The following is a 22,378-nucleotide window of genomic DNA, read 5'->3' as shown; positions in this document are numbered from 1 at the left end:
ATTTAATCCTGTACCAATTTTGTACCAATCAGCTGCATTTCAAGCTTCGCCAACTCGGCCCAATCGTTAGCCGAGTTCAGCCACTTGGCATAGGTGGAAAGGAGAACCTGAACCGAGTGCCCAAGCTGCCCCGCGATAAAAGCTGGATTCATCCCTGACATGAGGCACATCGTGGCATATGTATGCCGGCAATTGTACTGCGGCCGGTGTTTGAATCCCTTCGCTTCGACCGCCTGGTTGAAGTGCTTGCCTGCGGTTTCGGGCACGGTGATGTGTGGCGATGATCCCGACGGTTGAAAGATGAATGGCGATTCGGTTGAAACCCGCCGCTTCTGCTTCGATCGGTAGTGCGCGATCTCCTTTGCCCTGGCCAGCGCGCCCAAGGCACGGCTGTTCAGCATCACGGTCCGGGTGTATTTGGTCTTGGTCCGCTCAATCACCTGCTTCTCGACCACGATCCGACAGACGTGGGCCGTCTTCTTCTCGAAATCGATCTCGTCCCAGCGCAGCGCCATTACCTCACCCGTGCGCATGCCGGTGTAAAAGGCGAACTCATAGAATGCTGCGAACACCTGGTTGCACTGGGAAAAGTTCCCATACATCCACTCAATCAATGCTTCCGCCTCTTCAACGGTGAAGGGGTGGATCTGCTTCTTGTTCTTCTGCGGCAGCTGGATCGATGCCGCCGGGTTCCTTTCTACCACCTCGTCATACACCGCCGCCCTGAACATCGCCTTGACCCTGGCAATAGCGGCGCGTTTGACTGTCGAGCTCTTCCACTCGGTCTTCGCGACCACCTCCCTCAGCACCATCGGCGTGACCGCCTTGATAGGCAGCGTCGCCAGATGTGGCATCCAGTAGTTGTTCATCAACCCCTTGTAATTGACCCGCGTGTCGTGCACCACTTCCAGGCTGTTCAGCCAGCTTTGAGCGTACTCGCCAAACATCAGCTCGTAGGCTGGCGCTGTATAGCTGGATGCCGGAAATAGCTCGGCGTACCGCTTTTCGTCCAACACGCCGTGGTTGGCCAGGCTGATTACTTGAGCGCGTAGATCGGCTGCCGCTTTGATCCCCTTGGCTGTTTGGGGATACGGGAGAGTCTCGGACCGACGCTCACCGTTGCAAGTAAAACGGATCCTGATTGATTTGCCGATGAATTCGACTCCAGTGGGTAACCCCAGCTTCCTTCCAGCCACGCTTCGTATCTCCTGATGCTGTAAAAAATCCGGCCGTCGATCTTTTTCCAAACCCCCTCAGGGATCACGCCACGGCTGCGTTTGCCTTCCAACGCCCGCTTAGTCGTTCCGACCAGTTCGGCCATCTTCTCTTCCGGTACCTTGTCGGATACATAGGCCACCGGCTGGCGTTCTTCGTCTTGCATGATGGTCTCCACGCCGCCTGTGGCGGCAGGTAGGTGGTCAGAGAGGGGCTTTGGCCAATACTGCGTCAGTAGCCTTGAGAGCGACTTGGGCATCATCGACGTAAGCCGGATCGAAGCCACCGGCGTAGTGGATCACCCGCTGGCAGGCGTCCAGTTCTTTGCGGACCAGTCGGAGCGCCTGAATCAGCTCTTCCTGCAGTGCCCTCTCAGCCCGGCCGATATCCCAGAACCGCTGACCCCAATGCCCCTCGGGCGGCTGGTTGATGCTCTGTTTCCCGGCAGCCATGGCGCCTACGGCTACATCGCATATCCCGCGCTTGTAGGCGTTGTCACCATCAAGGCTAAGGCCGCCCCGCCGGCGTATGGTGTTCAAGACCTCGTCTGTATCGACGCCGGGTCCCTTGAGGAGGATGTCTTGCTCTGGCTCACCCGGGGTGTAGATCACTAGTGACAGCTTGGCTTCGGCCGTCAGGTGGTTGCTGATTTTTACCAGTGCATCATTGGCGACTTCGTGGAATCGGTTTATTGCAGACATAGGTCATCCTCGCCCGGCAGCCGTTGCCGCCGGGGTTTGTTGAAGGAGGGGGAGTTACTTGGTCAGTTCGTGGCCAAATGGCACTCGGAAACCTGAGGCATTGCGGTGGCCACCACCGCCGTACTGCTTAGCGATTTCCGAGACGTCTAGGCCATCATCATTGCTGCGCAGGCTGAAGACTCGGCCTTCCGGTGTATCCCAGTAGCAGGCTGCGAACGGCTCGCCTTGCGACATCAGGTGGCCGGCGTCGCTGGTGAGCGTGTAGGGCAGGCTGGCCACAGGCACATCGTGACCGGCGATGACCAGGCGGCGCTTGGTCACAGCCACCAGCTCGGCAACGTCCTTCTGGTGCTTTCGCTCAATCGCGGCGCCGTCCGCGCGGAGGGTCTGCACATCAGTCGCCATGAGCGTGTCCCAGACTTCGAAGTCGTAGGGATAGCTAAATAGGTTGGCCTGAATCTCGCGGGTCCCATCCAACTGGAACAGCCACAGGTCCCTGTCCTCGATGTGGCGCAGTAGCATTGGCGGCTCCTGCCCGGGGAAGAAGTGGTGCCAGGCCAGCATGGCGCCGCTGCGGTTCATGTCGAAGCAGCAGGCGATCGCCGGGGAGTTCTGCGAATTCATGAAGATGTGCGCGCTTTCCCAGCCCAGCGCGACCGTGCCGTCGGCGTGCCGGCCATCGTGCCGAACGCCAGCGTGGAAGGGCGGGAACTTACCCAGGTCCTCGGCCGCCGACTTGTGATGATCCAGAATGATGATGCTGTGAGCCTTCCAGCTCAGTCTGGCCATGACTTCGTACTTGTAGCTGAAGTCCACGATGATGACGTCCTTGCCTTCAACGTCAGGCGGTTCCTGGCCGTGCACGCCGGCAACGAACTCAACCTGGTCGCCCAAGGCCTTGCGGACGACCCAGGCGCCGCCGAAGCCGTCAGCGCAGTTGCCATGGTAGATGCACATCGTTTTGCGTTCAGACATAGAGGTTCCTCGCCCGCGCACAGCGGCGGGCACGCATGTTTAAATAGTGCCCCCAAAACAAGGAGCATTGAAATGGCAAAGGAAGCCAGGAAGCCGTTTGGCTACGTAGCGGTCACGCTCATACCGACGGGCATCGGGTTCGTTATGGGAGGGCTGCTGTCAGATCAGCCTGCCTTCATCTACAGCGGCCTGGGCATGGCTATACCTGGGGTGTTGCTAGCCGCGACGCACTTATGGACGACCCGTCGACGGGCTTGAGTTCTAGGGGGAGGGGTTAACGCTTTTCGAGATCGGTGGTTACGGCTTCGACGACGATCGGGCCGAGAATACGGGTAGTATCAAGGTGGTCCTTGAATACCTTGTTCAGGCGACCGATCGCCGCCTCTCGGGCCTGACGGTAGACCTGGTCCAGTGTGCAGTCCGGTCCCCAAGATCCTAGGTTCGTCAGTTCGACGGTGAGGGTAACCTTCGCACCGGTGCGGGTTCGCGCATGCGGCTTGCTCATCGCGGCGCCTTCCATACTAGGTAGGCCATGTAGGCGAAAGCGATCATGGCATCAGCTCCTTCGGCACCTGGACGGTATCGCCGAGCTTGGCGGCGACGATGGCGCGGCAGGTGGCGATCAGGGCGTTGTCACCAGCCTGGCAAAACTCCCCCTTATTGGTGATTACCCAGCTGGCCCAAACATCGTCGGTGCTCTGCGGGCAATGGGGGCTGACCATGTGTTTCTCGATCAGCGGCCCGCCCAGCGCCCAGTCTTCCCAAGGGTTGAAGCGCTTGGTGTGCTCGGTCACCGTGGCGCGGTACCGGGCAAACACGCGCCAAGGGTTGCCGTACTCTGGCGGGGCCAGGAACACATCCAGGCCTTCCGCCTTGCCCACGGCCCATCCCAGCGCCTCGCCGGCCAGGTCTACCGTCTTCACTTCGATCAGGTCGGTCATGCGCGGCGCTCCTTCTGTTGCTCGACCCCAATCTGATCGTAGAGGGCGTCAATCCGCTTCTGCTTGCGGTTGATTGCTTCGGAGCGGTTCAGGTGGTCCCTCAGAGCCTTGTCATATGGTTCGATCTTCTCGGCCAGCCGAAGCCGCTCATTCGGATCTGTTGATGCGTTGAACTGCTTGGCCAGTCGATCGCGCTCGCCAAAGTCCAGGTGGTCAAGCGCTCGATTTTCCTTCTCCATTTCGGCAATGACGTCCGCCGATTGCCGCTTCCAGCGCAGGTACAGCACTTCGCTTTTCTTCGGCTTCATGAAGAAATGCTGAGACCGGATCCACTCCACCAGGTCTTCCTTGGTCATCTCGTCGAGCACGTCTTTGCGGGCGGCTTTGCTCACAGCTGATACCTCTCATCAATCCAGCGCCCAGGCGCCAGAGCGGGTGTAGGTTCGGGTTGGGTTTCGTGCGGGGAGAGCTGGCGCTCGTTGCCGGCCTGCAGCTGGCTGTCGGGGATGCAGCTGATACCGCCGGGCGAGCTGAAGCCGTACAGCCAGCAGGTCGCGCCGCGCTCATCGTCATGGAACACGCGGACGCCATGCGGCAGCGGGTCTGCGCTGGCGCCGGTGGCCAGCAGCAGGAGGCAGAGGGCGAGGCGGGTCATGGCTGCACCTGCTTAAACTCGACAGCCCAGACCCATGGATTGGCCTCCCATGTTCCAGGCCCGTTGATCGAGTCCCACACCTCGGCGAAAGCGTCAAAGGCCGTCGTCACAGGGATGAACTCGTAAATCGAGCTCGCCAGGCCCTCCTTGCAGATCTGGCCGATGGAAATGGCCTGCAGCTGCTCGACGCGCACGTCGGTGACTTCCAGCAGGATGCGGCTGGCCCAGCGGGGCATATGGATGCTGGGTTTCCAAGCGGGCTGATCGGCTTCGTACGGTGTTAGCCCATCAGCGGCGTAGACCAGCGTTCCGTCGCCGCGAGCCTCAGTAACGTCCAAATCAGCCGGCTTGAGATAGGGGCCGCGCATCACTTCGAAATGATCGCAGTACCAGGTCTCGCGGACCCACAGGCGGTCACCTGGTTTGCCATAAGGGCAAACGACCGGGTGCTCGGTGCCTTGATCGTCCATACAGCTCTCGTCGAACGTGTGCAGCGGTCGCCAAGAGCCGTCATCCTGCTGGTGAAGTTCGAACGAGACATCAAATCCCCGCATGCTCGGCTTGATAGGGCGGCGGGTGACAGTTTTCCGGCCGTCCAGGATGGCGCGGACCATCGGCCCGCTGAACAGGATCGGGCGCTCCTTTGCCTGGTTCATGGTGTAACCTCGCGCCGGGCCCATTGCACATGCGGGCCGTCCTCCGTGTCGAAGATGCCCATCAGGAATCGCTCAGGCCCAGGCGACTCTGGTTCCCATCCGTTGCAGTGGGCCTCGCCGTCGAAGTAGGGGTGGTAGTCCAGGTCTGCATCCATGTCCCAGGTTTTCAGTTCCAGGCCTTGCTCGGCGGTCCAGGCCTTGTACGGGGCCGGGTCTTCAATACCGCAAAAGTCGGAAAATCCGGGATGGTGCCACCACCCGTTCTCGTCGCGCTCGACGGCCACAGATTGGATGAGCTTGATTTTTGCCGGCATGGTTTCTCCTTAAAGCCGTTGTTTTTCAGCTTTCATCAGGAATGAAATTGGGTGTGGATTGTCTACATGGCATACGGCCAGCTAGCCCCGCTAACCGGTAGTGGGGCTGTGAGAGTTCGGAGAGCTGTGAGAGAAAGAAATGCTTGATTCCGACCAGAGATACCGTGCGTACCAGCTCCTCAGAGAACTCGATAGGTCGACTTCTTCATTGATGAACCGAGTGGCATACAGCTCATCAGGTAGCCTCTCTTGGGAGGAGGAGCTTGCAAATCAGCTCAAAAGCTTCGAGGAGTGGATGAAATTCGCTATGACTATCAGTGAAGAGTTGTAGAAGCTCCTATGAAAGCTATACAGGATAGGAAAAATGTATAAGTTTTAGCCGGTTGTCAGATTTAGTACTCAGATACGCAAAATGTGGTTGTCTAGCGGGATAGGTTCGCTATTTTTGATTTCTACTACCAAGGAGAACGCACCGAAGTTTCAGGAGGAATTATGAGAAATCGAGGACAACTGTTTTGGGATTGGGCAGACCTCAGCCTTCACCATCGAACCCATGACGAGATTCTTGATGATGGCACTCAGATCGATGTGCAAGTCAGGTTATCTCGCACTGGTAGCACGCAGATGTTCATAGGTGTCTATGCGCCCTCTGGTACTGTGCTGCACGAAGAAGCCTTCAACTCCAGGCCTGGCGAGTCGATGACTAGGGCTTTGGCTTGGGGCGTTGGACGCGCTCGTCGCTTGGCTTATGGAAACCCTGCTTCCAAACCGAGGTCAGCCGCCGTAAGTGGTAGGTGAGGGCTGAAACGTTTGGAGGACAGACCCATGTCTTCAGTTAACGAATTGGAAATTCAATTGGAGCAAGCATTGCTTTCAGTGCTTGCTGCAGCAGACCAACTAGGTTTGGATCCGGAAAACCTGAGGTTGATCGCTATAGGCGGTCTTTTGGCCAGCAATAGCTGGCAGTGGATTGATCCTTACCAAACCCCCGGGACAATCGCAGTTTTGAATCGTGCGGTTGGTGCCGTGTCTTCGCGCTCGCAGTGCGTATAAAAAGTTTCCTGAGTCTAGAGGGAGTACAACAGTGCTCCGGCTAACCAGCCGACTATCCTCTGTTGTTTCGCCAGGGCGAGGGGCGTAATCCTGCTGGAAACGCTTTGCACGCTTGAGCTCATTAAACCCCGATCCACAGCAAGGAGACGTAAACCAATGGATCCCGTGCCGACAAATCAAGAAGTCGCCGAGGAAGTGGGTATTGATGAAGCTCAAGTGGAGCGGTACCGCACGGATACGCTCGAACTTGGCGATGGCTCGTGGCTTGTCCATTTCTCTTTTGAGATGCCGAGGGAGCTAAGGCACAGTTTCACCGGTAGCTTTACCGCAATAATCCCGAGCAAATCCCTAATCGCGGGTGCTAGGTCGGAGGATTGAGCGTCTTACATTGCCACCTGGGGGGATTGCCTGATAGCCGGGAATGGCGCTTTCGCATTTGGCTATTTCAGTACTGTTGGATCGGTTTTCTGTGGGCATGGGGATACCTCGGAGCCAGCCAGGGCGGGATACGCCGAATGTGTCATGGAGCAGGAGGAATGGCGATGACCAGAAAATTCGTCTGCCTGAACTGCGAGAAAGAAACAGACGCAGAGTTGAGTCACGACGAGGCATTGGACCGTCAGGTCTTCTTTTGTCAGCAGTGTGGAGCTAAGCATGTAGCTGTCATGGAGCCCCGTGCACCTGGCGGCCCCGTAGAGATGCAGTTCAGGCTAGTCGAAGACTAGGCGGCTGCCGCTTGTTGGTCAGCTACGCGCCACGGGTCGTTGGCGCGCGCAAGAGCAGCCATTGGCGGCGGGCTTACGCTGTTGCCACACATGTGCACCTGTTCGGTTTTGGTGAACGGCTTGCCGTCGGCGCCCTTGTCGATGATGTAGCTGGCCGGGAATCCTTGAGCGCGGTAGAGCTCGTGCGGCTGCAGCATGCGCAGGCAGATGTCGACGATCACATACGGCGTGCCCCTCACGAAGACGGTCACTAGGCCAAGGCGGTCCTTGGTGGTCACGGTCGGCGCCGGCGAGTCGCAGGCGCTGATGTTCTCCGTCCCGTAGTAGCTGATCAGGAACGCGGCGACGCGCAGGGCGCCTTCCTCGTGCTCCGGTGATAGCTTGTACTCGACCAGGGCGTGGTGCTCGGCACCGGCGGTCATTGTCGGTACCGGCTCATCCACGGCCCGGCCAACGCAGTTGCGGCGTAGCGTGGCCAGGCTGGCAGTTACCAGGCGCTGCTGACTGCCGGTGTTGGTGACTGTGGTCAGCGGCTCGTCTGCGCCCTTGGCTGGTGTGGTGTTGAACCCGCCGTTGGCTTGTTCAATGAAGGCTGTGCACACGCCCATGGCATGGGCTGCGCCCGCGGGCCTCTTGTAGTTGCCGCCGCTCGTCATGGTCGGTACCGGATCGGTAATGGCTGCTCCCTCGCTGTTGAACCTGAATTTGACCAGATGCGCCGATGCCAGCGCCCGGTGGCTTTGGGTCATCAGGGTGCCAATGGGCTGGTCAGCTGCTACTGGCTTGCCGGCATACACCGGGCCGCCGGCCCCGATCATCACCTGGCTGGCCATCATCAGCTCGCCACGGTTGGCCGCAGTTACCGTTGGCAGGGGATCGCCTGGGTTATTCACTCGGTCGGCTCCCTGGTGCGTTGCTGGAAGAATCACCGGGCTTGCCATGGCGAAGGATCCGCCGCGCGGCCAGGATGTGACAGTGCGCAGCGGCTCATCTGCCGACTGGGCAAGTTCACCCGACCAGTTCGCGATCGGGACGATGAAGGGCTGCGGGTTGTCCAGTACGAACTTCTTCATGCCCTTGGCTACACGGCGCAACGTCGCATCGGCCAGCGCCTTCTTCCGACCGAAGATGCTCTTGCTCGGCACGCTCCAATCGATGCAGTCGGCGGCGGTGCGCCACTTCTGCTGGCCCTTGGCGGGGTTCTTGGCGTGGGTTGGCTCTGGCCACACAATTGGCTGGCCATCGCAGCGGGCGATCATGAACAGGCGCTCCCGGCTGGTGGGCGCGCCAAAGTCGCAGGCCTTGATGATCTGCCATTCAACCTGGTAGCCCTTGCCTTCGAGCAGATGCACAAACCGGCGCCAGGTGATGCCGCGCCGCTTCGGGTCGGGCACCAAGAACTGCTGCTGCACTGGCACGCGTTCGCCGACTGTGGCCACGGTGCCATCCAGCTTCATGACCCGCCCGGTCGCCTTGTCGCGCTTCGCCATCAACGGCCCCCACTGCAAAATCTGCTTAACGTTCTCCAAGCTGATCACCCGCGGCTTCTTCTTGCCGGCCCACTTTAAGCCGATCCACGACAGGTTGCGGATCTCGCGCTTGCGCGGCTGCCCGCCTGCGGCCTGGCTGTGGTGCGTGCAGTCGGGGCTCATGTGGAACCAGCCCACGGCCCGGCCCTGGCATTCTTCGTCCGGGTCACCCTCGAATACGTCGGTGGTGAAGTGGCGAGCTGCCGGATGGTTGGCGGTATGCATGCTGATGGCCGCCGGGCTGTGGTTCTTGGCCACCGTCACCGGGCGGCCCAGACCCATTTCCAGCCCGGTACCGGCGCCGCCGCCACCGCAGAAGAAGTCCACCACGATCTCGTCATCTTGCGGATCGAAGCCAAGGCCGTACTGGGTTTTGAAGTCGAGCGGGTTCTTTTTCTGAAATGCAGACATGGGCGGTCCTCGCCGGGGTGGCGTGATTCGTTGAAGTGGGGTATTGAGAGGCCAGCGATAGCCCTAGGAGAGCGTTGATGGATACATTTTGGATACCGCTGGTGCTGGCCATTTTAGGTGCGGCGGTGGGCGCTTACTTCGCCATCGTTCGAACCAAAAGGGAGAAACTCTGGAGCGAGCGATATGAGCGAATAGGCTCGGCTCTCAAGAAGGCAGATCTAATCAATAGGTTCCTTGACAGTGAAGTCAATGGAGAGCATCAGATACATGGGCTCACGAAGCATGAAAAGGACCAGCTTGATGAAAATTGGCCCGTAACTCGGTACGAGTTGGCATCCGACATCACAATGCTGGAGATGCTATTCACCGAGAAAGAGTTCAAGGAAACCGCTCAAAGCTGGTTTGGTCTCCAAAAGAAGCTATTCGATCTGATTGAGGAGTCTTCGGCACACGATGCTCACGAATATGTTTCCGCTGCTCGGCCTCACGCTGAAGACCTGCAGCGCGCACTCATCAACCTATCCAGGAAGAAATGCCTGAGCTGGTTCTGATGATGCTAGCTAACTCCGGCCTTGCCCTCGCCGGGGAGGCGTTATCGTTGAATAGGGTAAGGCGCTGGCGGGCAGCGCCGGAGGATCAGGCGGCGCGGACCTTGAACGACAGCATGGCGGTTGCGTCGTCGTTGAAGCACTCGGCCAGCTCTCGATATGCCCGGTACTTGGCCTGACTGCGTGTCGCCGCCCACACGCGCTGCACGTAATGGCGGGCATCGCCAAGCATGTACCTGACGTCATCCCAGTCGTACATGCAGTTGGTTAGCACTTCCCACTGCTTGAGCGGCAGCTTCTCGGCCATCTCGCCGTACTGCATTTCCCAGGTTGGGTGGTAGTTGCGGATACGCTTCTTCGGATCGCTGTCGAGGATGACGCCGATGTAGTGGCCGCGGTCGGCCATGATGACGCCTGGCTCACCGTTGGCGATCACGCGGCGCCCGATCTCCGCCGGCACGTCGTAGTGTCGGCGAACGTAGTCGCAGTTGTAGTTGTTCATGGCTTTCTCCATGCATGCGCCGCCCTCCGTGGACGGATGCGGCATGGTGGCAATTTAATGCTGCGCGGTGTCTAATGCGTCGATTAGGGTGTAGAGCTCACAGTAGCGGAGGAATTCATGGATAAAATTTTGCTGACCGCATTTCTCACAGCATTGGCAGGCTTTATAACTGCTGCACTTAGTATTGTAAAGTTAGTAAACGAAAAGGAAAGCAAAACTACTGATTATCGTCAGTCTTGGACTGACTCTGTACGTGCTGCATTGGCAGAGCTGATAGCTAAAATAAACGCTCAAGCAAGTATCATTATTACTGCGCGGAAGCTCAGTGTTAGCCATGAAAGGTTGACGAAGGAATATAGTCAGGCAGAAGGTCCTGAGAAAGAAGTAAAAAAATCCTTGGCGGATTTCCATCGTGAAGCTTTTAAAGATGGGCTTGAGCGAGCTAATTTGCTTACCCAAGAAGTCTATCATGCATATTCAAAGGTGTGTCTTCATTTTAAGCCTGATGATTTGAGCTTTAGTAGAATAGAGCACAAGTTTGATTATTGCCGAGCAAAGCTGGCAGAGCTCAAGGAAGAAGGTGATATCCAAAAGCTTAGCGCCATCAAAGAGCAAATCCATAGTGCGGCCAACGAAATAACGAATATGTCGCGGGGCATTCTCAAAGCTGAGTGGGAAACTGTAAAGTTAGGCGAGCCAGCATATAAATCGACAAAGAAGTGGTCCGTATGGTTTTGTGTTGTGATGCTTTTTCTGCTAGTGACCATAGGTGTTCATGCTGGCATTTCTTATATGCAAACAGATTCTAGACAAAATTCCACACTTACAGGAAGCCAGGGGAAATAGCCGGCTAGTTCGAGCTACACCGCGGTTTTACTGCCTCCAGGCAGGTTTCTCGCCGCAAATATGTCATCGTTTAGAGAACATGGTGTGCAGCGCCGGAGTTTCATGCTCTGCTGCACGCTTCAGCTGATTCATGAGGTGCGTCGGCAGGTTCTTGATAGTCAGACAGGCGTTGTCTTGGTCGAATTCGACACGCTTGCCAAGCATGTGCGCCTCGAAGCTGATCGACATGCCCTCGGCGCGGCCGGTGTAGCGGCGGTATTGGGTCAGGGTGCGCTTGTCGGCGGCAAAGCTCTCGGATATCCCGTAGTCGCCGGCCCGGATGAAGTCGGCGAAGGTCTTCGGCCTGTCTTCGTCTAGGGCCTCGGACAGATCATCTAGGCTGACCTGCTCGCCGATCTTATCCTGCGCGTGGGCATAGGCCACCAGATGCTGGCTCTTCTCGCTGGCGGTTTCGGTCGGAAGCTCTTGGGCCTTTACGAAATCGTTGAAGGCCTTGAGCAGCGTGCGGGTTTCGCCTGGGCTGTCGATGCCTTCTTGGCAGCCGATGAAGTCGCGGAAGTAGTCCGAGGCCTTGCGCCCCTTCTTGCTCTTGATGAACGAGATGTATTGCCTCGACGCCGGGTTGTTCTTCCACTCGCTCAGGTTGATCCGGGCGGCGAAGTGCAGGGCGCTGGTATCGAGGTGGCGAGAAACCGAAACGGTGAGGTCATCGGAAACCGAAATCGTCTCGGCCTCGCGCAGAATGGCGACGGTCAGGTAGTCGGTCAGGCCCTGCTGGTACAGGGCGAAAAGCACGTGACCACCAACAGCCAGGTTGGATTCCTCCATGAGGCGGGTCAGGTGCTCAACCGCGGTGCGCGTGAATTCGATGAACTGCATGTCGCCGCTGACGACCTTGGCCAGCCACCCGCTGAGAGGGTAGGCGCCGGATTCGCCATGGAAGAAGCCCCAGGCCTTGCCGGTCTTGGCGTTGTAGCCGTCGTTGACGTCGTGCACCAGGTTCTCGATGGCGCCGCTTTCCGGCAGGCTGGCGCTGGCCATGTGCAGGACCGCTGGGCTGCCGTCTGGCTTCTTGTCGATGAAGTGCATCACTGCGTGGCGGATGGGCATGGGTGTTCCTCCGTGGCATGCTGGCAATTTGGTATTGAATTGGAATAGGATTGATGTCTCGCGACATCGTAATCAATCATTATCAGGATGAGTGGAATGGCATTTAACTGGATTTGCCCCTATTGTTCTCATAGTTCAACTATTACTGAACAGAATCAAAGTGGTTCCTTGCACTACTTCAATCATAATAACGTCGAAAACCAAGAGCTTGGCGTTTATGTGAATACGATTGTTTGTCCGAACAACGATTGTCGGCAGGTGACTATCAGTGCAAAGCTTGGGCATACAATTTATTCCAGTGGCAGGACAAAATTCTCGCCGCCAGTTATACAGAGCTGGCGTTTAAAGCCGTCAAGCAGCGCATTAGCTTTCCCCGATTATGTTCCGTTGGCAGTTCGTCAGGATTATGAAGAGGCTTGCTCTATAGTTGGGCTGAGTCCTAAGGCATCCGCAACACTTTCGCGCCGGTGTCTTCAGGGAATTATCAGAGACTATTGGAAAATTGTTAAAGGGCGCCTTGTTGATGAGATTGAAGCGCTTCAAGAAAAAATTGATCCGGATACTTGGGATGCAATTGATGCGGTGAGAAAAATAGGCAACATTGGCGCTCATATGGAAAAGGACATCAATATAATTATTGAAGTGGATCCAGAGGAAGCGCAGTTGCTGATTGAGCTTATCGAGACATTGATAAAGGACTGGTATGTCGCTAGGCACAAACGGCAGGAGCATCTGGTGAAAATAAAAGCCGCCGCTGAAAGCAAAAAGTAAGCGCTGCCCCACGTTTAGTGAGCCAGAGCGTGGGCAGTAGGCACATATTATGCTGCCGTACGCTGATTCCAGGCGCCGACGGCGGCAAATATCTTGGCGGCCTTTGCTTCATCTATCGTTGTGTCGGTGGGTATGGCGATCCAGCCGGCCGCGACCAAGTGGTTAGGGTTGGCCGTGGCTCGCAGGTCGGTGTAGGTAGTCTCGATTACGTCAGTCAGGTGGTCGGCCCGGTAGTTGCCCTGTGGCGCGACCTCAATCGACTTGTGGTACCGCTCGCCGAGCTCTGTCCGGCACAGCACGCTCAAGTAGATGGTCCAGCGGTGCGGTATGTCGCATACGGCATCAACCACCTGGCGCACGCAGATCTGCTTGAGGTTCTTCCAGTTGATCAGCACCTGCTGGCCGCTGGGATCGATATTCACGACGGCGGTATGGTTGGCCGAGACCAACGCGCGGCAGGTCCGCTCCAGCCGGGAGCGCATGTTGTGCGGCTTGCGCTTGCTCATTGCCGTGTGCCTTTGCTGGCGGCCCCGGCCTCCATCGCGTTTACGAACACCAGGGCGGTCTCGTACTGGTAGGCGATGCCCATGACGACACCGGTGCTGATGTCGATCACTTCCCAAATCTTGCCGCGGCTCTTGGCTTGAAATCGCGGTGCTGCGACCTTGACGCGCGCCTGGGCCTCCTCGCGAGCAATCTTGGTGCTGGCCAAGAGCTCCATAAGTTGCGGAACGCCTCGAGCGAAGGCGATGCTTGTTGCTGTTTGCATAGTTTGATCCTCGGTCAGGCGTGGAGCTCGAAGGCCTCGGCCTTGCGAACGATTCGAACTTGGGCGGTGCGGCGCTCCGGCGCGCGGCGATCGCGGCGCATGGGGTCGCTGTCGTTGATCACTGCGTGCATGGCGATCAGGCCGGCCAGGGCGATGCAGAGCGGGCTGATGATCTGCTGGCGCATGGCTTTGGTGACCGCCTCGATGCGGCGGCCAGCTTCCAGCTTGAACAGCGCGGCCTCGATTCGATTGGCTACGGTGCCCGGGCTGACCGCCATCTGGCGGGCGATTTCCTTGGTGGTGAGGCCCTGGGCCACCCAAAGCAATGCTTCAAGCTCGCGCGGAGCCAGCGCCTTGCCGAGCTGGCCAATCCATGAGCCGCAAGTGATCGTTTCCATGATTGTCCTCAGCAACCGCATTGGTCAGACGCCAAGCGCGGGTGACCAAACCCACCGTGAAAGGTGGCCTGGCGCCTGCCTAATGCAGTCGATGTGAAGGGAAGGGTGCAGGCGGTGAGCGCTACCTCACATGCATCTGGTCTGGCCGGGTAGGCCCCGGATTCGCCTGCGTGTACGTCGATTAATCTTTACTGCGGTGAGCCTTAATTTGCATATGGTCAACGGTGATGCGCTTTAAATCGATGAAAACTGCATCGGTGATCCACATTCCGGGGCAAACCGGGTGACCGGACGCCTCACCAAAGGGCGAGACGCTACCCAGGCTCACAATTCGCGGCGATCAACTCGCGTTCAATGTGGATCACCGATGCAGCCTGCGATGGGGAGCAGGGCATCGGGCCGTCTTTCCGGCTGTAATGGGTCAGCGATGCGTCAACGAGAGGCTGCTGATAATGCAGATCGACCCATCTTCAGCCGGAGTGGCATCCGTGTAATCGACCTGGTTGTAGACGCCGCCGTGGAAGTTCAGCAGCGATGAGCGCCAGGAACTGTCCATGTGGAGACTGCCGGACGACCCGGCCTTGCCATTGCAACTGGCGGTCACGGTCAAAGCGCCCGAGGCGAGCACGCGGATAGTGACGGTGAACTTCGAACCCAGAGGCACGCCTTTGAGCAGGGTGGTATTGATCGGCGTGGCCTGGTCGAACGTTTCGCGGAAGCCCAAGGTGATGTTGCCTTTGCTCCAGAAGACCTTCACTGGCGGGCTGTCATCGTCCTTCACGTGCAGTTGCGAGATCACCACTTTCTGCGCGGAGTTGACCTTCGTGAGTGTCATCTCCTGCATGTTGATGTGTTCGGCCGCGCTTGCCAGAGCCCAGTACACCGGCTCTTTCCACTCGCAGCGGGTGCGGTGTGTGCTTTTGCTCGAAGCACCTTTCGTTGGGGCTGAAAACTGTACTGATCCGTCGGTCAGGACAGTGACGACACTGGGGAGCTGAGCGATCGCCTCGGCGCCACTGACCTCCAGTGCTACAGGATTGGTGGAGGAAGTAGCTACGGGAGTGGTTATCGTCAGGTTGTTGATGTTTACGGTCATTGGCACTTCTCCTGATGGTGATAGGGGGAAGGGTGTCAGCCCCATACGGACTGCGGCTCGGTTGCCGTCGAACCGTTCAGCTTTTTCAGTTGCGAGCTTGGTTGGCTCATGCAGGTGATTTCCCGTCTGGCCCTGTCGCCAAGGCCAGCCAGTGAAATCATTGTCCGCACCATGCTTGTTGCCGCGGCTATCCCCACCTGGCCGGGTCACACATTTCGTGTTCGGTGTTCTTCCCGACTGGCTTGCATGGTTTGGCGTCCTCCCATGAGGGGAGTCCGGCAGCTATCCAGAGGCTGCGTGGTCGACGACTTAGCTTGTCCCGACCCAGGTAATGGCCTGGGTGCGTCGAGGTGGTCACGTCTGGTTGTGTAAAGAGCGGTGGCCAGGGATGGCCTCTGCAGTACCTGGTAAGTACCTGCGATGAGTAAAATATGCACCAGTGCAATCTTGATGTCAATGCACTGGTGCATAAAAGATTTCCCTAGCAATTTCAGAGCGCGCGTAGCTTCGAGGGGTTTACCTTTTCCTACGGGCTTAGTTATCCTTTGCCGTACTGGATATGTGTACAGTCTAAAGGAGAGCGACATGGCCAAGAAAAACAAGGCAGCACCTCAGGCACGCCAAGAAGTCACCGGGCTAGAGCGCCTGAGCCTGCGGGTGTCCTCGATGATCAATCACCCGATCGCGCAGTCGCAGCGCTGGGTGACAATCCATCGCCTGGACACGGATGGGGACATGGAGTGGGAGGAGGTGATGGGGCTGTTGACCGAAACGCCGGAGCTGGACCTGACGTTCAATGACGACGAGAGCGTGACGGTTCGGTGGGAGCCGCAGAGCGCCGAGGATCGTGACGACCTGGTCGTTGAAAAGGATTGGAAGGAGGAGAAGCTGGAGGAGGAGGCACCTTTCTGACAGGCCGGAAAAAGCATGTAGGAGCTGGATTACTGCTAGTGAAGCTCAAGCGTTCGAGGTATCCCAATCGAACCATTGGGCAGTTGTTCGCTTGAACCAGCCAAGGCGACTGACATGCTTTTCGGCCTCCTCGCGGGGATAGATTGATCGGATCACGTCATCACGAGCGAGCAGTTCTAATGCCGGCAGGGTCGGCGGCTCGTCGGCTTCGATCCGACGAATTCTACTTTTCATTTCGCGCAGCTTGGCTGCATCCGGAGGGGAAGCCAGCATCTCCGCTTCGATGTCCAGGTATCGCTTCCGCAGATCGTTGTGAAGCCAAGCGCGCTGGCCGGTCCCTACTACCAAGTCTACTGAGGAAGCCAAAGTGACCAACAAAGCTGACCCACCTACAAAAAAAGCAGAGGAGCCGGCGATCAAAGACGTAACAGTGGCCGACCCGAATACAACCCCTACGAAGGCGGTAAACCGCCCCCAACGCAGGAAAAAAGCTCCACGACGCATGTGATATCTGACATTGCGCTGAACATAAAACTCCAGCTCATACACCTCTGTGGCAATGTCGATATCGTTCATGGTCAAGGGTCTCTTTTAGGCCTTGGAGGCACCGGTCTGCTTTCGGATATGGTGTTAGGACCGCCACCGCCGTCTCTTTTACCCCAGCCGTCTTTAGTAGGAGTTGGGCGTGAGGGGATAGTGTTGGGTCTTGGCTGAGGGGGACGTTGCGGTTTGTCAGTCACTTTAGCACAGCTCCTTTTGCTTGATAGTTTGGCGTCTAACGTTGCGGCTTGTGCTCAGCCCTTGATACAGAGATCGCTGCCGCTAAACCAAGTGTGCATTCCATACCAGCAGCACCCGGGCCTGGATGTAGGTCTCATCAATCCGGATGTCTTCAGGCGGATGATTCGTGTTGTCCGAAATCATCTTGAAGTGATCGCGTCCTTTCTTCTGCAGGCGCTTGATGTACTGATGACCCTGATGGGAGAAATAGTAGATGCCGTCGCCCACGAACTCACGGATGCTGATGTCAACGACCAAGGGGTCGCGGCTTTTGATGGTCGGAGCCATGGACTGACCGACACCCGTTATGAGCTTCAGATGGAAATGCTCTTTGAACTCGACCCCCATCTCTCGCAGGTGAGTAGGGCTCACTCGGATGTCCTGCAGCATTTCAGGGAAGTCGTGAGCTACTTCACCATCGCCCATTGCTCCTCGCACATCATAGTGAGCAATCCATACCTCATCTCCGACCAAGCCTGGCCGTGAGAAGTCAGCGGTCAGCAGGTTACTGGCTGATTGCTCCGCGGACTTTTCCTCGATGGCGTCAGCGATTTTCTTTCGAGCATCGGCAGACAGCCCCTTGCCGTGCTTGGCCAGCATTTGGCGGACAATATCTGAAGTCGATAGTGATTCATGGGGCTGAGGATCAGCTTCGTTGTGGTTGAGCGGCTCATAGCCCCGTAGCTGGTCAGTGCTGACGCCAAAGTAATCAGCCAAGGGCCTGACCTGCCTGTCTGCCGGTTCTTTGATCCCTTTAGTCCCGTGGGGCTTGAGAATCCTGGAAATGGTCGATTGACCAACCCCCGTTCGTTCAGACAGCTCTACCTGATTGATGCCCTTTTCGGCCATCAGCTGAGCAAGAATTTTATCTATCGATTTATGCATAGGTGCAATGCTGCCTCCCAGCAGTGCATAGGGCAATACGGTGCATCGTTGACAGATATGCACTAGTGCATGATTATGTGCATATCTACAAAGGAGGCAGCCATGAGTGCTACCGATCTTCCAAGCAAATTGGATGCATTGCTTGGCTCAGGCCTGACCTACAAGGCCATTGCCGAGCGTGCCAAATGCGACATCTCGACGATTTTCCGCATCCGCAATGGACATATCAGCAATCCGAGCTACGTAGCCGGAACTGCGATCGATCAGCTGCATGCGGAACTGGTGAAGCCGAGAAAGAAAAGCTCAAAAAGAACAGCCGCTTAGACCATGCCGAGCGAAAAGCTTCGTTGCCTATTCATGCATCGGAGTATCGACCGAATGGCGAACCGCCAGTAGATGACCAAAACACCTGTGAATGTAACCAGTAGGAGAGGGCGATGAACAAAGAACAGACCAGCACCTGCACTGAGGCGGACGCGCGCAATGTTCGAGCGCACCTTTCAGGCCTGGATCGGGAAGTTGCAGTGCAAGCCATTACGGCTCGAGCGACGGGCACTCCTGTCGAAGCGGCTTACCAAATTTTGGCCGGCATTGAGGCATTGGACGCAGGTCCTGAGGCGCCACTGGTGATGCTGTGGCCTAAAGGCGACGGCTACGAAACGCTTGAGGATAAGGCCGCCTGGCATGAAGCCGAGAGAGATCGCTTGCTAACCAAAGTTGATGAGTTTCAACGTTCCCTTGAGCTCGCCAGGCAGCGAAATGCAGTTACTCGCTCCGGCTGCGCTTCAGAAGATCTTGGTGAATTTGGCCGTCTACAAGATTGTCCAGCCGATCAACAACACTCTGGACATCAGCAGGGTCAAGCCGGATCGCCATCAGCTCTGGGCGGAGGAGTTCCAGCAATTCGTGCTCCTTCATGGAGCGAACCTCCTCAAGGCGCCAGTGATGAGTGAGCGCCAGGTGCAGCCGAAGAGGTTCGAATCTTTCTGGCTCTTCCCACGGCAGGTAGAGCCTGGCTCGCAACTGCTTGTCAAGGCACTCAAGCAGGAACTGTGGGTAGGCGTAATAGAGCTTATTGATCTGGTTGCCCAAGAACGGATCCCGACTGATCTCGCGAATGCCGCTTGGGGCCTCATTCGCCAGGGCTTCAAGGAGTTTCCCTGCACTCTGCTGATAACGCATATGTCCGGCCTCCGATGGCCTTTTCGGGTGGAAGCAAAAAGCTACCACGGATGCACCGGACACCCATAACGCCCGTATTGCGGGCATAAAAAAACCGCCTGGCAGGGCGGTCTTCTAAAACAACTACGAGGTCGATTATGCACCGCATAGACGATGCAGGCAATACCACGCATTCCACGTCAGGTTTTGGTATTTCGCCACATCTGACGCGTCAGGCTGTCAGTCATGGAGGGCGTTCGTAATGGCTCGTATCCGCACCATCAAGCCAGAGTTCTGGACCAGTGAACAGGTCATGGAGTGCTCGGCGATGGCTCGACTCCTCTTCATCGGGATTTGGAACTTCTGCGATGACGCAGGCAATCACCCGATGTCCCCTAAGACCATCAAAGCTCTCGTTTTCCCTGGCGACGACATCACTTCGCTTACTGTGGAAGGGCTGCTCACTGAGCTGGTAACGAACCGACTGATTACCCTCTACGAGGCGGCGTCGAAGCAGTACCTGCACGTCAACGGATGGCACCACCAAAAGATCGACAGACCTACGGTAAAGCACCCTGAATTCGTGGAGCCCTCGCCGAGCGCTCACCGAGAAGTCGGCGAAGGCTCGTCTAGCGGCAGTCGAGGCTTCACCCCCGGAAGGGAAGGGAAAGGAAGTAATACACACTCTCCGCGTGAGCCGTTCGCGATGTTCCTCGATTGGATTCCTGACCAGGTTCAGCTTGAGGCTTACGCCAAGCGCTCAGGGGTGGCCATCGAGGAATTCTCGGAAAAGGCTATTTCGGGCTTTGTCGTCCATCACGACGCGAAGGGGCTGGCCAAAACCGAGAGCCAGTGGATCGCCGACCTGGTCGGCTGGAGAAAGCGCGACCTTGCGAATGCAGCGAAGGTCGTTCCTCTGAGGCCAGGGCCTGGTGGCCAGCAGCTCGACGACAGTGATACGTCGTGGATCGAGCAAGGAAGCGCCCAATGAACCCAGTCGCAGTTGTCACTCATGGCCTATGGGCCAAGGTCCAGTCCGGCCAGCACATCCCTACTGGATATGAGCTGCCCGATGACGTGAAGGCCGAACTCAATCGGAAGACTGCGGAGGTGATCAACGACCTGTTCCGCGATCTGCGCTCGATCTGCACCGCCTGGAAGCAGGCTTGGCCAGACCAGGCCACCTACAACGCGTCCAAGCAGCAATGGCTTACCGCGTTTCTGGAGGCTGGAATCTGCAAGCCCGAGCAGTTGCAGTTTGGGCTGATGCGCTGCCGCCAGTCGGGGGCGCCGTTCATCCCGCCGCCCGGTGAGTTTATCCAGTGGTGCCAGCCGTCACCAGAGATGCTCGGTCTGCCGGCCTTGGCGGCCGCTTTCCGCGAAGCAACTCGCAATGCCCATCCTGCGATGGCTGGCCGGGGCAAGTGGAGTCACGACGCGATCTGGCACGCGGCCAAGGAATGCGGCTTCGAGAACCTTAACAAGCTGCCGTCCGACGCCAGTTCGAAGCTGTTTCGAGCGCAAACTACAGCATTGCGGTTCGTCGGCTGATGGCTGGGGAGCCGCTGCAGAAGATGCCACTAGCCCTTCCCGCAGAGGTTTGCCGCACGCAGCACCCCGCAAGTCGGAAAACTCTGCCCTAGCCGCCATGCGTGCCCGCTTGGCGGGGGCGCCGATAAATAAACCTGCAAGGAGGCGATCTTGTGCTCCAAAACAAAACTGACCAAGGCCGCCCGTGGCCGGGAGTGCCAAGTGCGCATCCCGGGCGTGTGCAACGGCAAACCCGGAAAACCACCGTTTCTGGCGCACTACCGCATGGCCGGCACCTGCGGCGTGGGTCGCAAAACCGAACGACCTGCAGGGCGCTTGGGCCTGCAGCGCCTGCCATGACGCCTGTGACGGCCGTAGCCGGCAAAATCGACCGTAGCACTGCCCGCCAGTACCACGCCGAAGGCGTGATGCGGACGCAGGCTCAACTGATCAGCGAGGGGGTTCTGTTTCGCATGAATGCTCCCGCCCTTCGCCCGTACAAGACCAAGGTTTTCCCGCGCCAAGCCCGTGGACAGGGAAGGGCAGGAAACAGGCTGCCCTGCTCGAAGAGATCCAGCTGCGCTATCCCGAGGTGTTCGAGCTGATCTACCACGTCCCGAACGGCGGTCCACCGGCACAAGGGCGTGGCGCTGAAAACTCAAGTCCCAGGGCGTGAAGGCCGGCATCCCCGACCTGGTGCTGACCATGGCCCGAGGCGGGTACTTTGGTCTGTACATCGAATTCAAGGCGACCGTTGACCCGGCGCCTGTCTCCTCCAGCCAGCAAGCGTGCATTCGCCGGCTGAAACGACCAAGGCTACCTGGCCGTTGTGTGTCAGGGGCATTTCGACGCCATGGAGTGCCTGAGGGCGTACCTGGCCCTGCCTAAAAACGGAGGTTTGCAGCATGACCAACACCGCCACTGTGAAAAATCAGCGATGCAGAGATTCGCCGGCAGGCCGCCGGCCAGGTGCGCGACCTGCGTGCCCTGGGCAATCACGGCCTGTATTTTTCGGTTCCACCGTTTCCCGTGAGCGCGGGTCCTGGTACCTGATCCACAAGGGTAAGTGGAAACCTGATCGGCTCGTACCCAGAAACTGAGCGCCGCCAAGGTGGCCGCAGCGCTGCCGGATATCCGTCTGCGACTGGAGGCTGGCGAAGGATCGAGCTTATCGAGCTGGGTGCTGACTGGTGAGCTGCTGTCCTGGTTCGCTGAGCGCATGTCCCGTGACCGCAACCTGTCGGGCAAGCGCAAGAGCACGGCGGCGTCGGCTATCAAGCAGCACCTGGTGCCTCGCTTGGGCGAAATCCCGCTGGCCCAAAATCGACAAGGCGCTGCTCGATCGCGAAACTGATGTGGGCCACTGCAAGAGTCGCTGTCGATCGACTACGTGCGCCTGGTGTTTCCAGCTGCTGGCACTGGCCTTCCGGCAGGCCACCAAGCTCGGCCTGCTCAGTTTCCAATCCCATGGCCGGCATTCGCTTTGGCGACTTCTCGAAGGCCAAGGTCACGGTCAAGCCGTCGCGGCTGCGCGGTGTGCACCTGGAAGACCTGATGTCGCGCATGAAGAGCACCCTGGCGAACCTCCCGCAGCATGGCGTACTGGCGCTGATGATGCTGTGCCACGGTACCCGGCTGGGTGAAACCCGACTGGCCCGCTGGAAACCACATCAGCCTGGCCGAGCGGGAGTGGTTCATTCCTGCCGAGCACACCAAGACCGGCGTTTCAGCACCGACTGCCACTGACCGACCAGGTGCGCTTCCTGTTGATGGCTTACCGCGAGATCCAGCGCAACCAGGGATATGACGGCCAGTTTCCTGTTCCCGGGCCGACAGGGCAAGCCTATGAGTGAAGCGAAGGCCTCTGCTGTGTTTCGCGGTCATGGGGCAAGGCG

General features: G+C 57.9%; 31 protein-coding genes and 2 pseudogenes. 13 read left to right on the top strand and 20 right to left on the bottom strand.

Translation table 11 applies throughout. The annotated features are described in order from the left end of the window. Positions 1 to 2: 2 nt before the first annotated feature. The 10 genes from LOY26_RS16835 to LOY26_RS16790 all read right to left on the bottom strand — a co-directional run bounded on the left by LOY26_RS16835 (position 3) and on the right by LOY26_RS16790 (position 5,457). A complete protein-coding gene (locus LOY26_RS16835) occupies positions 3 to 1,136 on the bottom strand; it encodes a tyrosine-type recombinase/integrase (RefSeq protein WP_309475619.1) in 1,134 nt (377 codons plus the stop codon). After that, positions 1,037 to 1,381, bottom strand: coding sequence for a hypothetical protein (locus tag LOY26_RS16830; protein ID WP_258713903.1), 345 nt, complete (start codon positions 1,379 to 1,381; stop codon positions 1,037 to 1,039). The genes LOY26_RS16835 and LOY26_RS16830 overlap by 100 nt, the downstream gene beginning before the upstream one ends. A gap of 37 nt (positions 1,382 to 1,418) precedes the next feature. Further along, a complete protein-coding gene (locus LOY26_RS16825; protein WP_186654802.1) occupies positions 1,419 to 1,916 on the bottom strand; it encodes a hypothetical protein in 498 nt (165 codons plus the stop codon). 54 nt (positions 1,917 to 1,970) lie between these two features. Next, the gene (locus LOY26_RS16820; RefSeq protein WP_258713902.1) at positions 1,971 to 2,891 is read right to left on the bottom strand and encodes a DHHA1 domain-containing protein; all 921 of its coding nucleotides are present in this window, start codon (positions 2,889 to 2,891) and stop codon (positions 1,971 to 1,973) included. A gap of 274 nt (positions 2,892 to 3,165) precedes the next feature. Then, on the bottom strand, positions 3,166 to 3,396 hold the full coding sequence (locus LOY26_RS16815; RefSeq protein ID WP_019471584.1) for a hypothetical protein: 231 nt from the start codon (positions 3,394 to 3,396) through the stop codon (positions 3,166 to 3,168). Positions 3,397 to 3,439: 43 nt separating this feature from the next. Further along, positions 3,440 to 3,832, bottom strand: a complete 393-nt coding sequence (locus LOY26_RS16810; protein WP_258713901.1) for a DUF2591 domain-containing protein — start codon at positions 3,830 to 3,832, stop codon at positions 3,440 to 3,442. Further along, positions 3,829 to 4,224, bottom strand: a complete 396-nt coding sequence (locus tag LOY26_RS16805; RefSeq protein WP_258713900.1) for a hypothetical protein — start codon at positions 4,222 to 4,224, stop codon at positions 3,829 to 3,831. The genes LOY26_RS16810 and LOY26_RS16805 overlap by 4 nt, the downstream gene beginning before the upstream one ends. Then, on the bottom strand, positions 4,221 to 4,487 hold the full coding sequence (locus tag LOY26_RS16800; protein WP_258713899.1) for a hypothetical protein: 267 nt from the start codon (positions 4,485 to 4,487) through the stop codon (positions 4,221 to 4,223). Before LOY26_RS16800 ends, LOY26_RS16805 begins: the two co-directional genes overlap by 4 nt. Continuing rightward, a complete protein-coding gene (locus LOY26_RS16795) occupies positions 4,484 to 5,143 on the bottom strand; it encodes a hypothetical protein (protein ID WP_258713898.1) in 660 nt (219 codons plus the stop codon). Before LOY26_RS16795 ends, LOY26_RS16800 begins: the two co-directional genes overlap by 4 nt. After that, positions 5,140 to 5,457 (bottom strand): hypothetical protein, encoded by a 318-nt coding sequence (locus tag LOY26_RS16790; RefSeq protein WP_258713897.1) that lies wholly within the window; start codon positions 5,455 to 5,457, stop codon positions 5,140 to 5,142. The genes LOY26_RS16795 and LOY26_RS16790 overlap by 4 nt, the downstream gene beginning before the upstream one ends. Positions 5,458 to 5,949: 492 nt before the next feature. On the opposite strand from LOY26_RS16790, the gene LOY26_RS16785 reads away from it, so the two are divergent. Both LOY26_RS16785 and LOY26_RS16780 read left to right on the top strand, forming a co-directional pair. Beyond that, complete coding sequence (locus LOY26_RS16785) at positions 5,950 to 6,255, top strand: hypothetical protein (RefSeq protein WP_258713896.1); 306 nt, start codon at positions 5,950 to 5,952, stop codon at positions 6,253 to 6,255. Positions 6,256 to 6,282: 27 nt separating this feature from the next. Then, complete coding sequence (locus LOY26_RS16780) at positions 6,283 to 6,510, top strand: hypothetical protein (RefSeq protein WP_258713895.1); 228 nt, start codon at positions 6,283 to 6,285, stop codon at positions 6,508 to 6,510. 721 nt (positions 6,511 to 7,231) lie between these two features. On the opposite strand, the gene LOY26_RS16775 is transcribed toward LOY26_RS16780, so the two are convergent. Beyond that, positions 7,232 to 9,175: a DNA cytosine methyltransferase gene (locus LOY26_RS16775; protein ID WP_258713894.1), complete on the bottom strand. Its 1,944-nt coding sequence runs from the start codon at positions 9,173 to 9,175 to the stop codon at positions 7,232 to 7,234. Between the two features lie 77 nt (positions 9,176 to 9,252). Between LOY26_RS16775 and LOY26_RS16770 the strand changes: the two genes are divergently transcribed. Continuing rightward, on the top strand, positions 9,253 to 9,726 hold the full coding sequence (locus tag LOY26_RS16770) for a hypothetical protein (protein WP_232891368.1): 474 nt from the start codon (positions 9,253 to 9,255) through the stop codon (positions 9,724 to 9,726). Positions 9,727 to 9,811: 85 nt separating this feature from the next. Here the strand turns inward: LOY26_RS16770 and LOY26_RS16765 are convergent, their stop codons facing one another. After that, on the bottom strand, positions 9,812 to 10,225 hold the full coding sequence (locus LOY26_RS16765) for a hypothetical protein (RefSeq protein ID WP_258713893.1): 414 nt from the start codon (positions 10,223 to 10,225) through the stop codon (positions 9,812 to 9,814). A gap of 117 nt (positions 10,226 to 10,342) precedes the next feature. Here LOY26_RS16765 and LOY26_RS16760 point away from each other — a divergent pair, with 117 nt between their 5' ends. Then, positions 10,343 to 11,071, top strand: coding sequence for a hypothetical protein (locus LOY26_RS16760; protein ID WP_258713892.1), 729 nt, complete (start codon positions 10,343 to 10,345; stop codon positions 11,069 to 11,071). A gap of 63 nt (positions 11,072 to 11,134) precedes the next feature. Here LOY26_RS16760 and yejK read toward each other — a convergent pair whose 3' ends face one another. Further along, complete coding sequence (gene yejK / locus LOY26_RS16755) at positions 11,135 to 12,181, bottom strand: nucleoid-associated protein YejK (RefSeq protein ID WP_258713891.1); 1,047 nt, start codon at positions 12,179 to 12,181, stop codon at positions 11,135 to 11,137. A gap of 96 nt (positions 12,182 to 12,277) precedes the next feature. On the opposite strand from yejK, the gene LOY26_RS16750 reads away from it, so the two are divergent. Next, a complete protein-coding gene (locus LOY26_RS16750) occupies positions 12,278 to 12,952 on the top strand; it encodes a DUF4145 domain-containing protein (RefSeq protein ID WP_258713890.1) in 675 nt (224 codons plus the stop codon). 47 nt (positions 12,953 to 12,999) lie between these two features. Here LOY26_RS16750 and LOY26_RS16745 read toward each other — a convergent pair whose 3' ends face one another. The 4 genes from LOY26_RS16745 to LOY26_RS16730 all read right to left on the bottom strand — a co-directional run bounded on the left by LOY26_RS16745 (position 13,000) and on the right by LOY26_RS16730 (position 15,215). Next, complete coding sequence (locus LOY26_RS16745; protein ID WP_258713889.1) at positions 13,000 to 13,458, bottom strand: hypothetical protein; 459 nt, start codon at positions 13,456 to 13,458, stop codon at positions 13,000 to 13,002. Continuing rightward, positions 13,455 to 13,721 (bottom strand): hypothetical protein, encoded by a 267-nt coding sequence (locus LOY26_RS16740; RefSeq protein WP_198749191.1) that lies wholly within the window; start codon positions 13,719 to 13,721, stop codon positions 13,455 to 13,457. Before LOY26_RS16740 ends, LOY26_RS16745 begins: the two co-directional genes overlap by 4 nt. A 14-nt stretch (positions 13,722 to 13,735) precedes the next feature. After that, positions 13,736 to 14,119 carry a response regulator transcription factor gene (locus LOY26_RS16735; protein ID WP_028698333.1) on the bottom strand — a complete coding sequence of 128 codons (384 nt, stop codon included), beginning with the start codon at positions 14,117 to 14,119 and terminating at the stop codon, positions 13,736 to 13,738. A 421-nt stretch (positions 14,120 to 14,540) separates the two neighbouring features. Continuing rightward, positions 14,541 to 15,215: a polysaccharide lyase family 7 protein gene (locus LOY26_RS16730; protein WP_258713888.1), complete on the bottom strand. Its 675-nt coding sequence runs from the start codon at positions 15,213 to 15,215 to the stop codon at positions 14,541 to 14,543. 585 nt (positions 15,216 to 15,800) lie between these two features. On the opposite strand from LOY26_RS16730, the gene LOY26_RS16725 reads away from it, so the two are divergent. Next, positions 15,801 to 16,127 carry a DUF1654 domain-containing protein gene (locus LOY26_RS16725; RefSeq protein WP_258713887.1) on the top strand — a complete coding sequence of 109 codons (327 nt, stop codon included), beginning with the start codon at positions 15,801 to 15,803 and terminating at the stop codon, positions 16,125 to 16,127. A gap of 45 nt (positions 16,128 to 16,172) precedes the next feature. On the opposite strand, the gene LOY26_RS16720 is transcribed toward LOY26_RS16725, so the two are convergent. Continuing rightward, complete coding sequence (locus LOY26_RS16720; protein ID WP_258713886.1) at positions 16,173 to 16,703, bottom strand: hypothetical protein; 531 nt, start codon at positions 16,701 to 16,703, stop codon at positions 16,173 to 16,175. 246 nt (positions 16,704 to 16,949) lie between these two features. Next, positions 16,950 to 17,792, bottom strand: a complete 843-nt coding sequence (locus tag LOY26_RS16715; protein ID WP_258714918.1) for a LexA family transcriptional regulator — start codon at positions 17,790 to 17,792, stop codon at positions 16,950 to 16,952. A 102-nt stretch (positions 17,793 to 17,894) separates the two neighbouring features. On the opposite strand from LOY26_RS16715, the gene LOY26_RS16710 reads away from it, so the two are divergent. Continuing rightward, positions 17,895 to 18,116 (top strand): hypothetical protein, encoded by a 222-nt coding sequence (locus LOY26_RS16710; protein WP_258713885.1) that lies wholly within the window; start codon positions 17,895 to 17,897, stop codon positions 18,114 to 18,116. A gap of 441 nt (positions 18,117 to 18,557) precedes the next feature. On the opposite strand, the gene LOY26_RS16705 is transcribed toward LOY26_RS16710, so the two are convergent. Next, positions 18,558 to 18,974 (bottom strand): hypothetical protein, encoded by a 417-nt coding sequence (locus tag LOY26_RS16705; protein WP_258713884.1) that lies wholly within the window; start codon positions 18,972 to 18,974, stop codon positions 18,558 to 18,560. 241 nt (positions 18,975 to 19,215) lie between these two features. Here LOY26_RS16705 and LOY26_RS16700 point away from each other — a divergent pair, with 241 nt between their 5' ends. The 6 genes and pseudogenes from LOY26_RS16700 to LOY26_RS27090 all read left to right on the top strand — a co-directional run bounded on the left by LOY26_RS16700 (position 19,216) and on the right by LOY26_RS27090 (position 22,229). Next, positions 19,216 to 19,944 carry a DnaT-like ssDNA-binding domain-containing protein gene (locus tag LOY26_RS16700; RefSeq protein ID WP_258713883.1) on the top strand — a complete coding sequence of 243 codons (729 nt, stop codon included), beginning with the start codon at positions 19,216 to 19,218 and terminating at the stop codon, positions 19,942 to 19,944. After that, complete coding sequence (locus LOY26_RS16695) at positions 19,941 to 20,504, top strand: replication protein P (protein ID WP_258713882.1); 564 nt, start codon at positions 19,941 to 19,943, stop codon at positions 20,502 to 20,504. The genes LOY26_RS16700 and LOY26_RS16695 overlap by 4 nt, the downstream gene beginning before the upstream one ends. A gap of 150 nt (positions 20,505 to 20,654) precedes the next feature. After that, positions 20,655 to 20,950: pseudogene (locus LOY26_RS16690) on the top strand (DUF1364 domain-containing protein); the annotation flags it as partial. A 10-nt stretch (positions 20,951 to 20,960) separates the two neighbouring features. Beyond that, a pseudogene (locus tag LOY26_RS16685) lies at positions 20,961 to 21,372 on the top strand (VRR-NUC domain-containing protein); the annotation flags it as partial. Positions 21,373 to 21,594: 222 nt separating this feature from the next. Next, entirely contained in the window at positions 21,595 to 21,837 is a 243-nt protein-coding gene (locus LOY26_RS27095) for a hypothetical protein (protein WP_258713881.1), read from the top strand. A 113-nt stretch (positions 21,838 to 21,950) separates the two neighbouring features. Next, positions 21,951 to 22,229 carry a hypothetical protein gene (locus tag LOY26_RS27090; RefSeq protein ID WP_258713880.1) on the top strand — a complete coding sequence of 93 codons (279 nt, stop codon included), beginning with the start codon at positions 21,951 to 21,953 and terminating at the stop codon, positions 22,227 to 22,229. Positions 22,230 to 22,378 lie beyond the last annotated feature (149 nt).

Source organism: Pseudomonas sp. B21-047, assembly GCF_024748775.1.
GTDB lineage: Bacteria > Pseudomonadota > Gammaproteobacteria > Pseudomonadales > Pseudomonadaceae > Aquipseudomonas > Aquipseudomonas capeferrum.
This window is presented reverse-complemented; position numbering and strand designations above follow the sequence as displayed.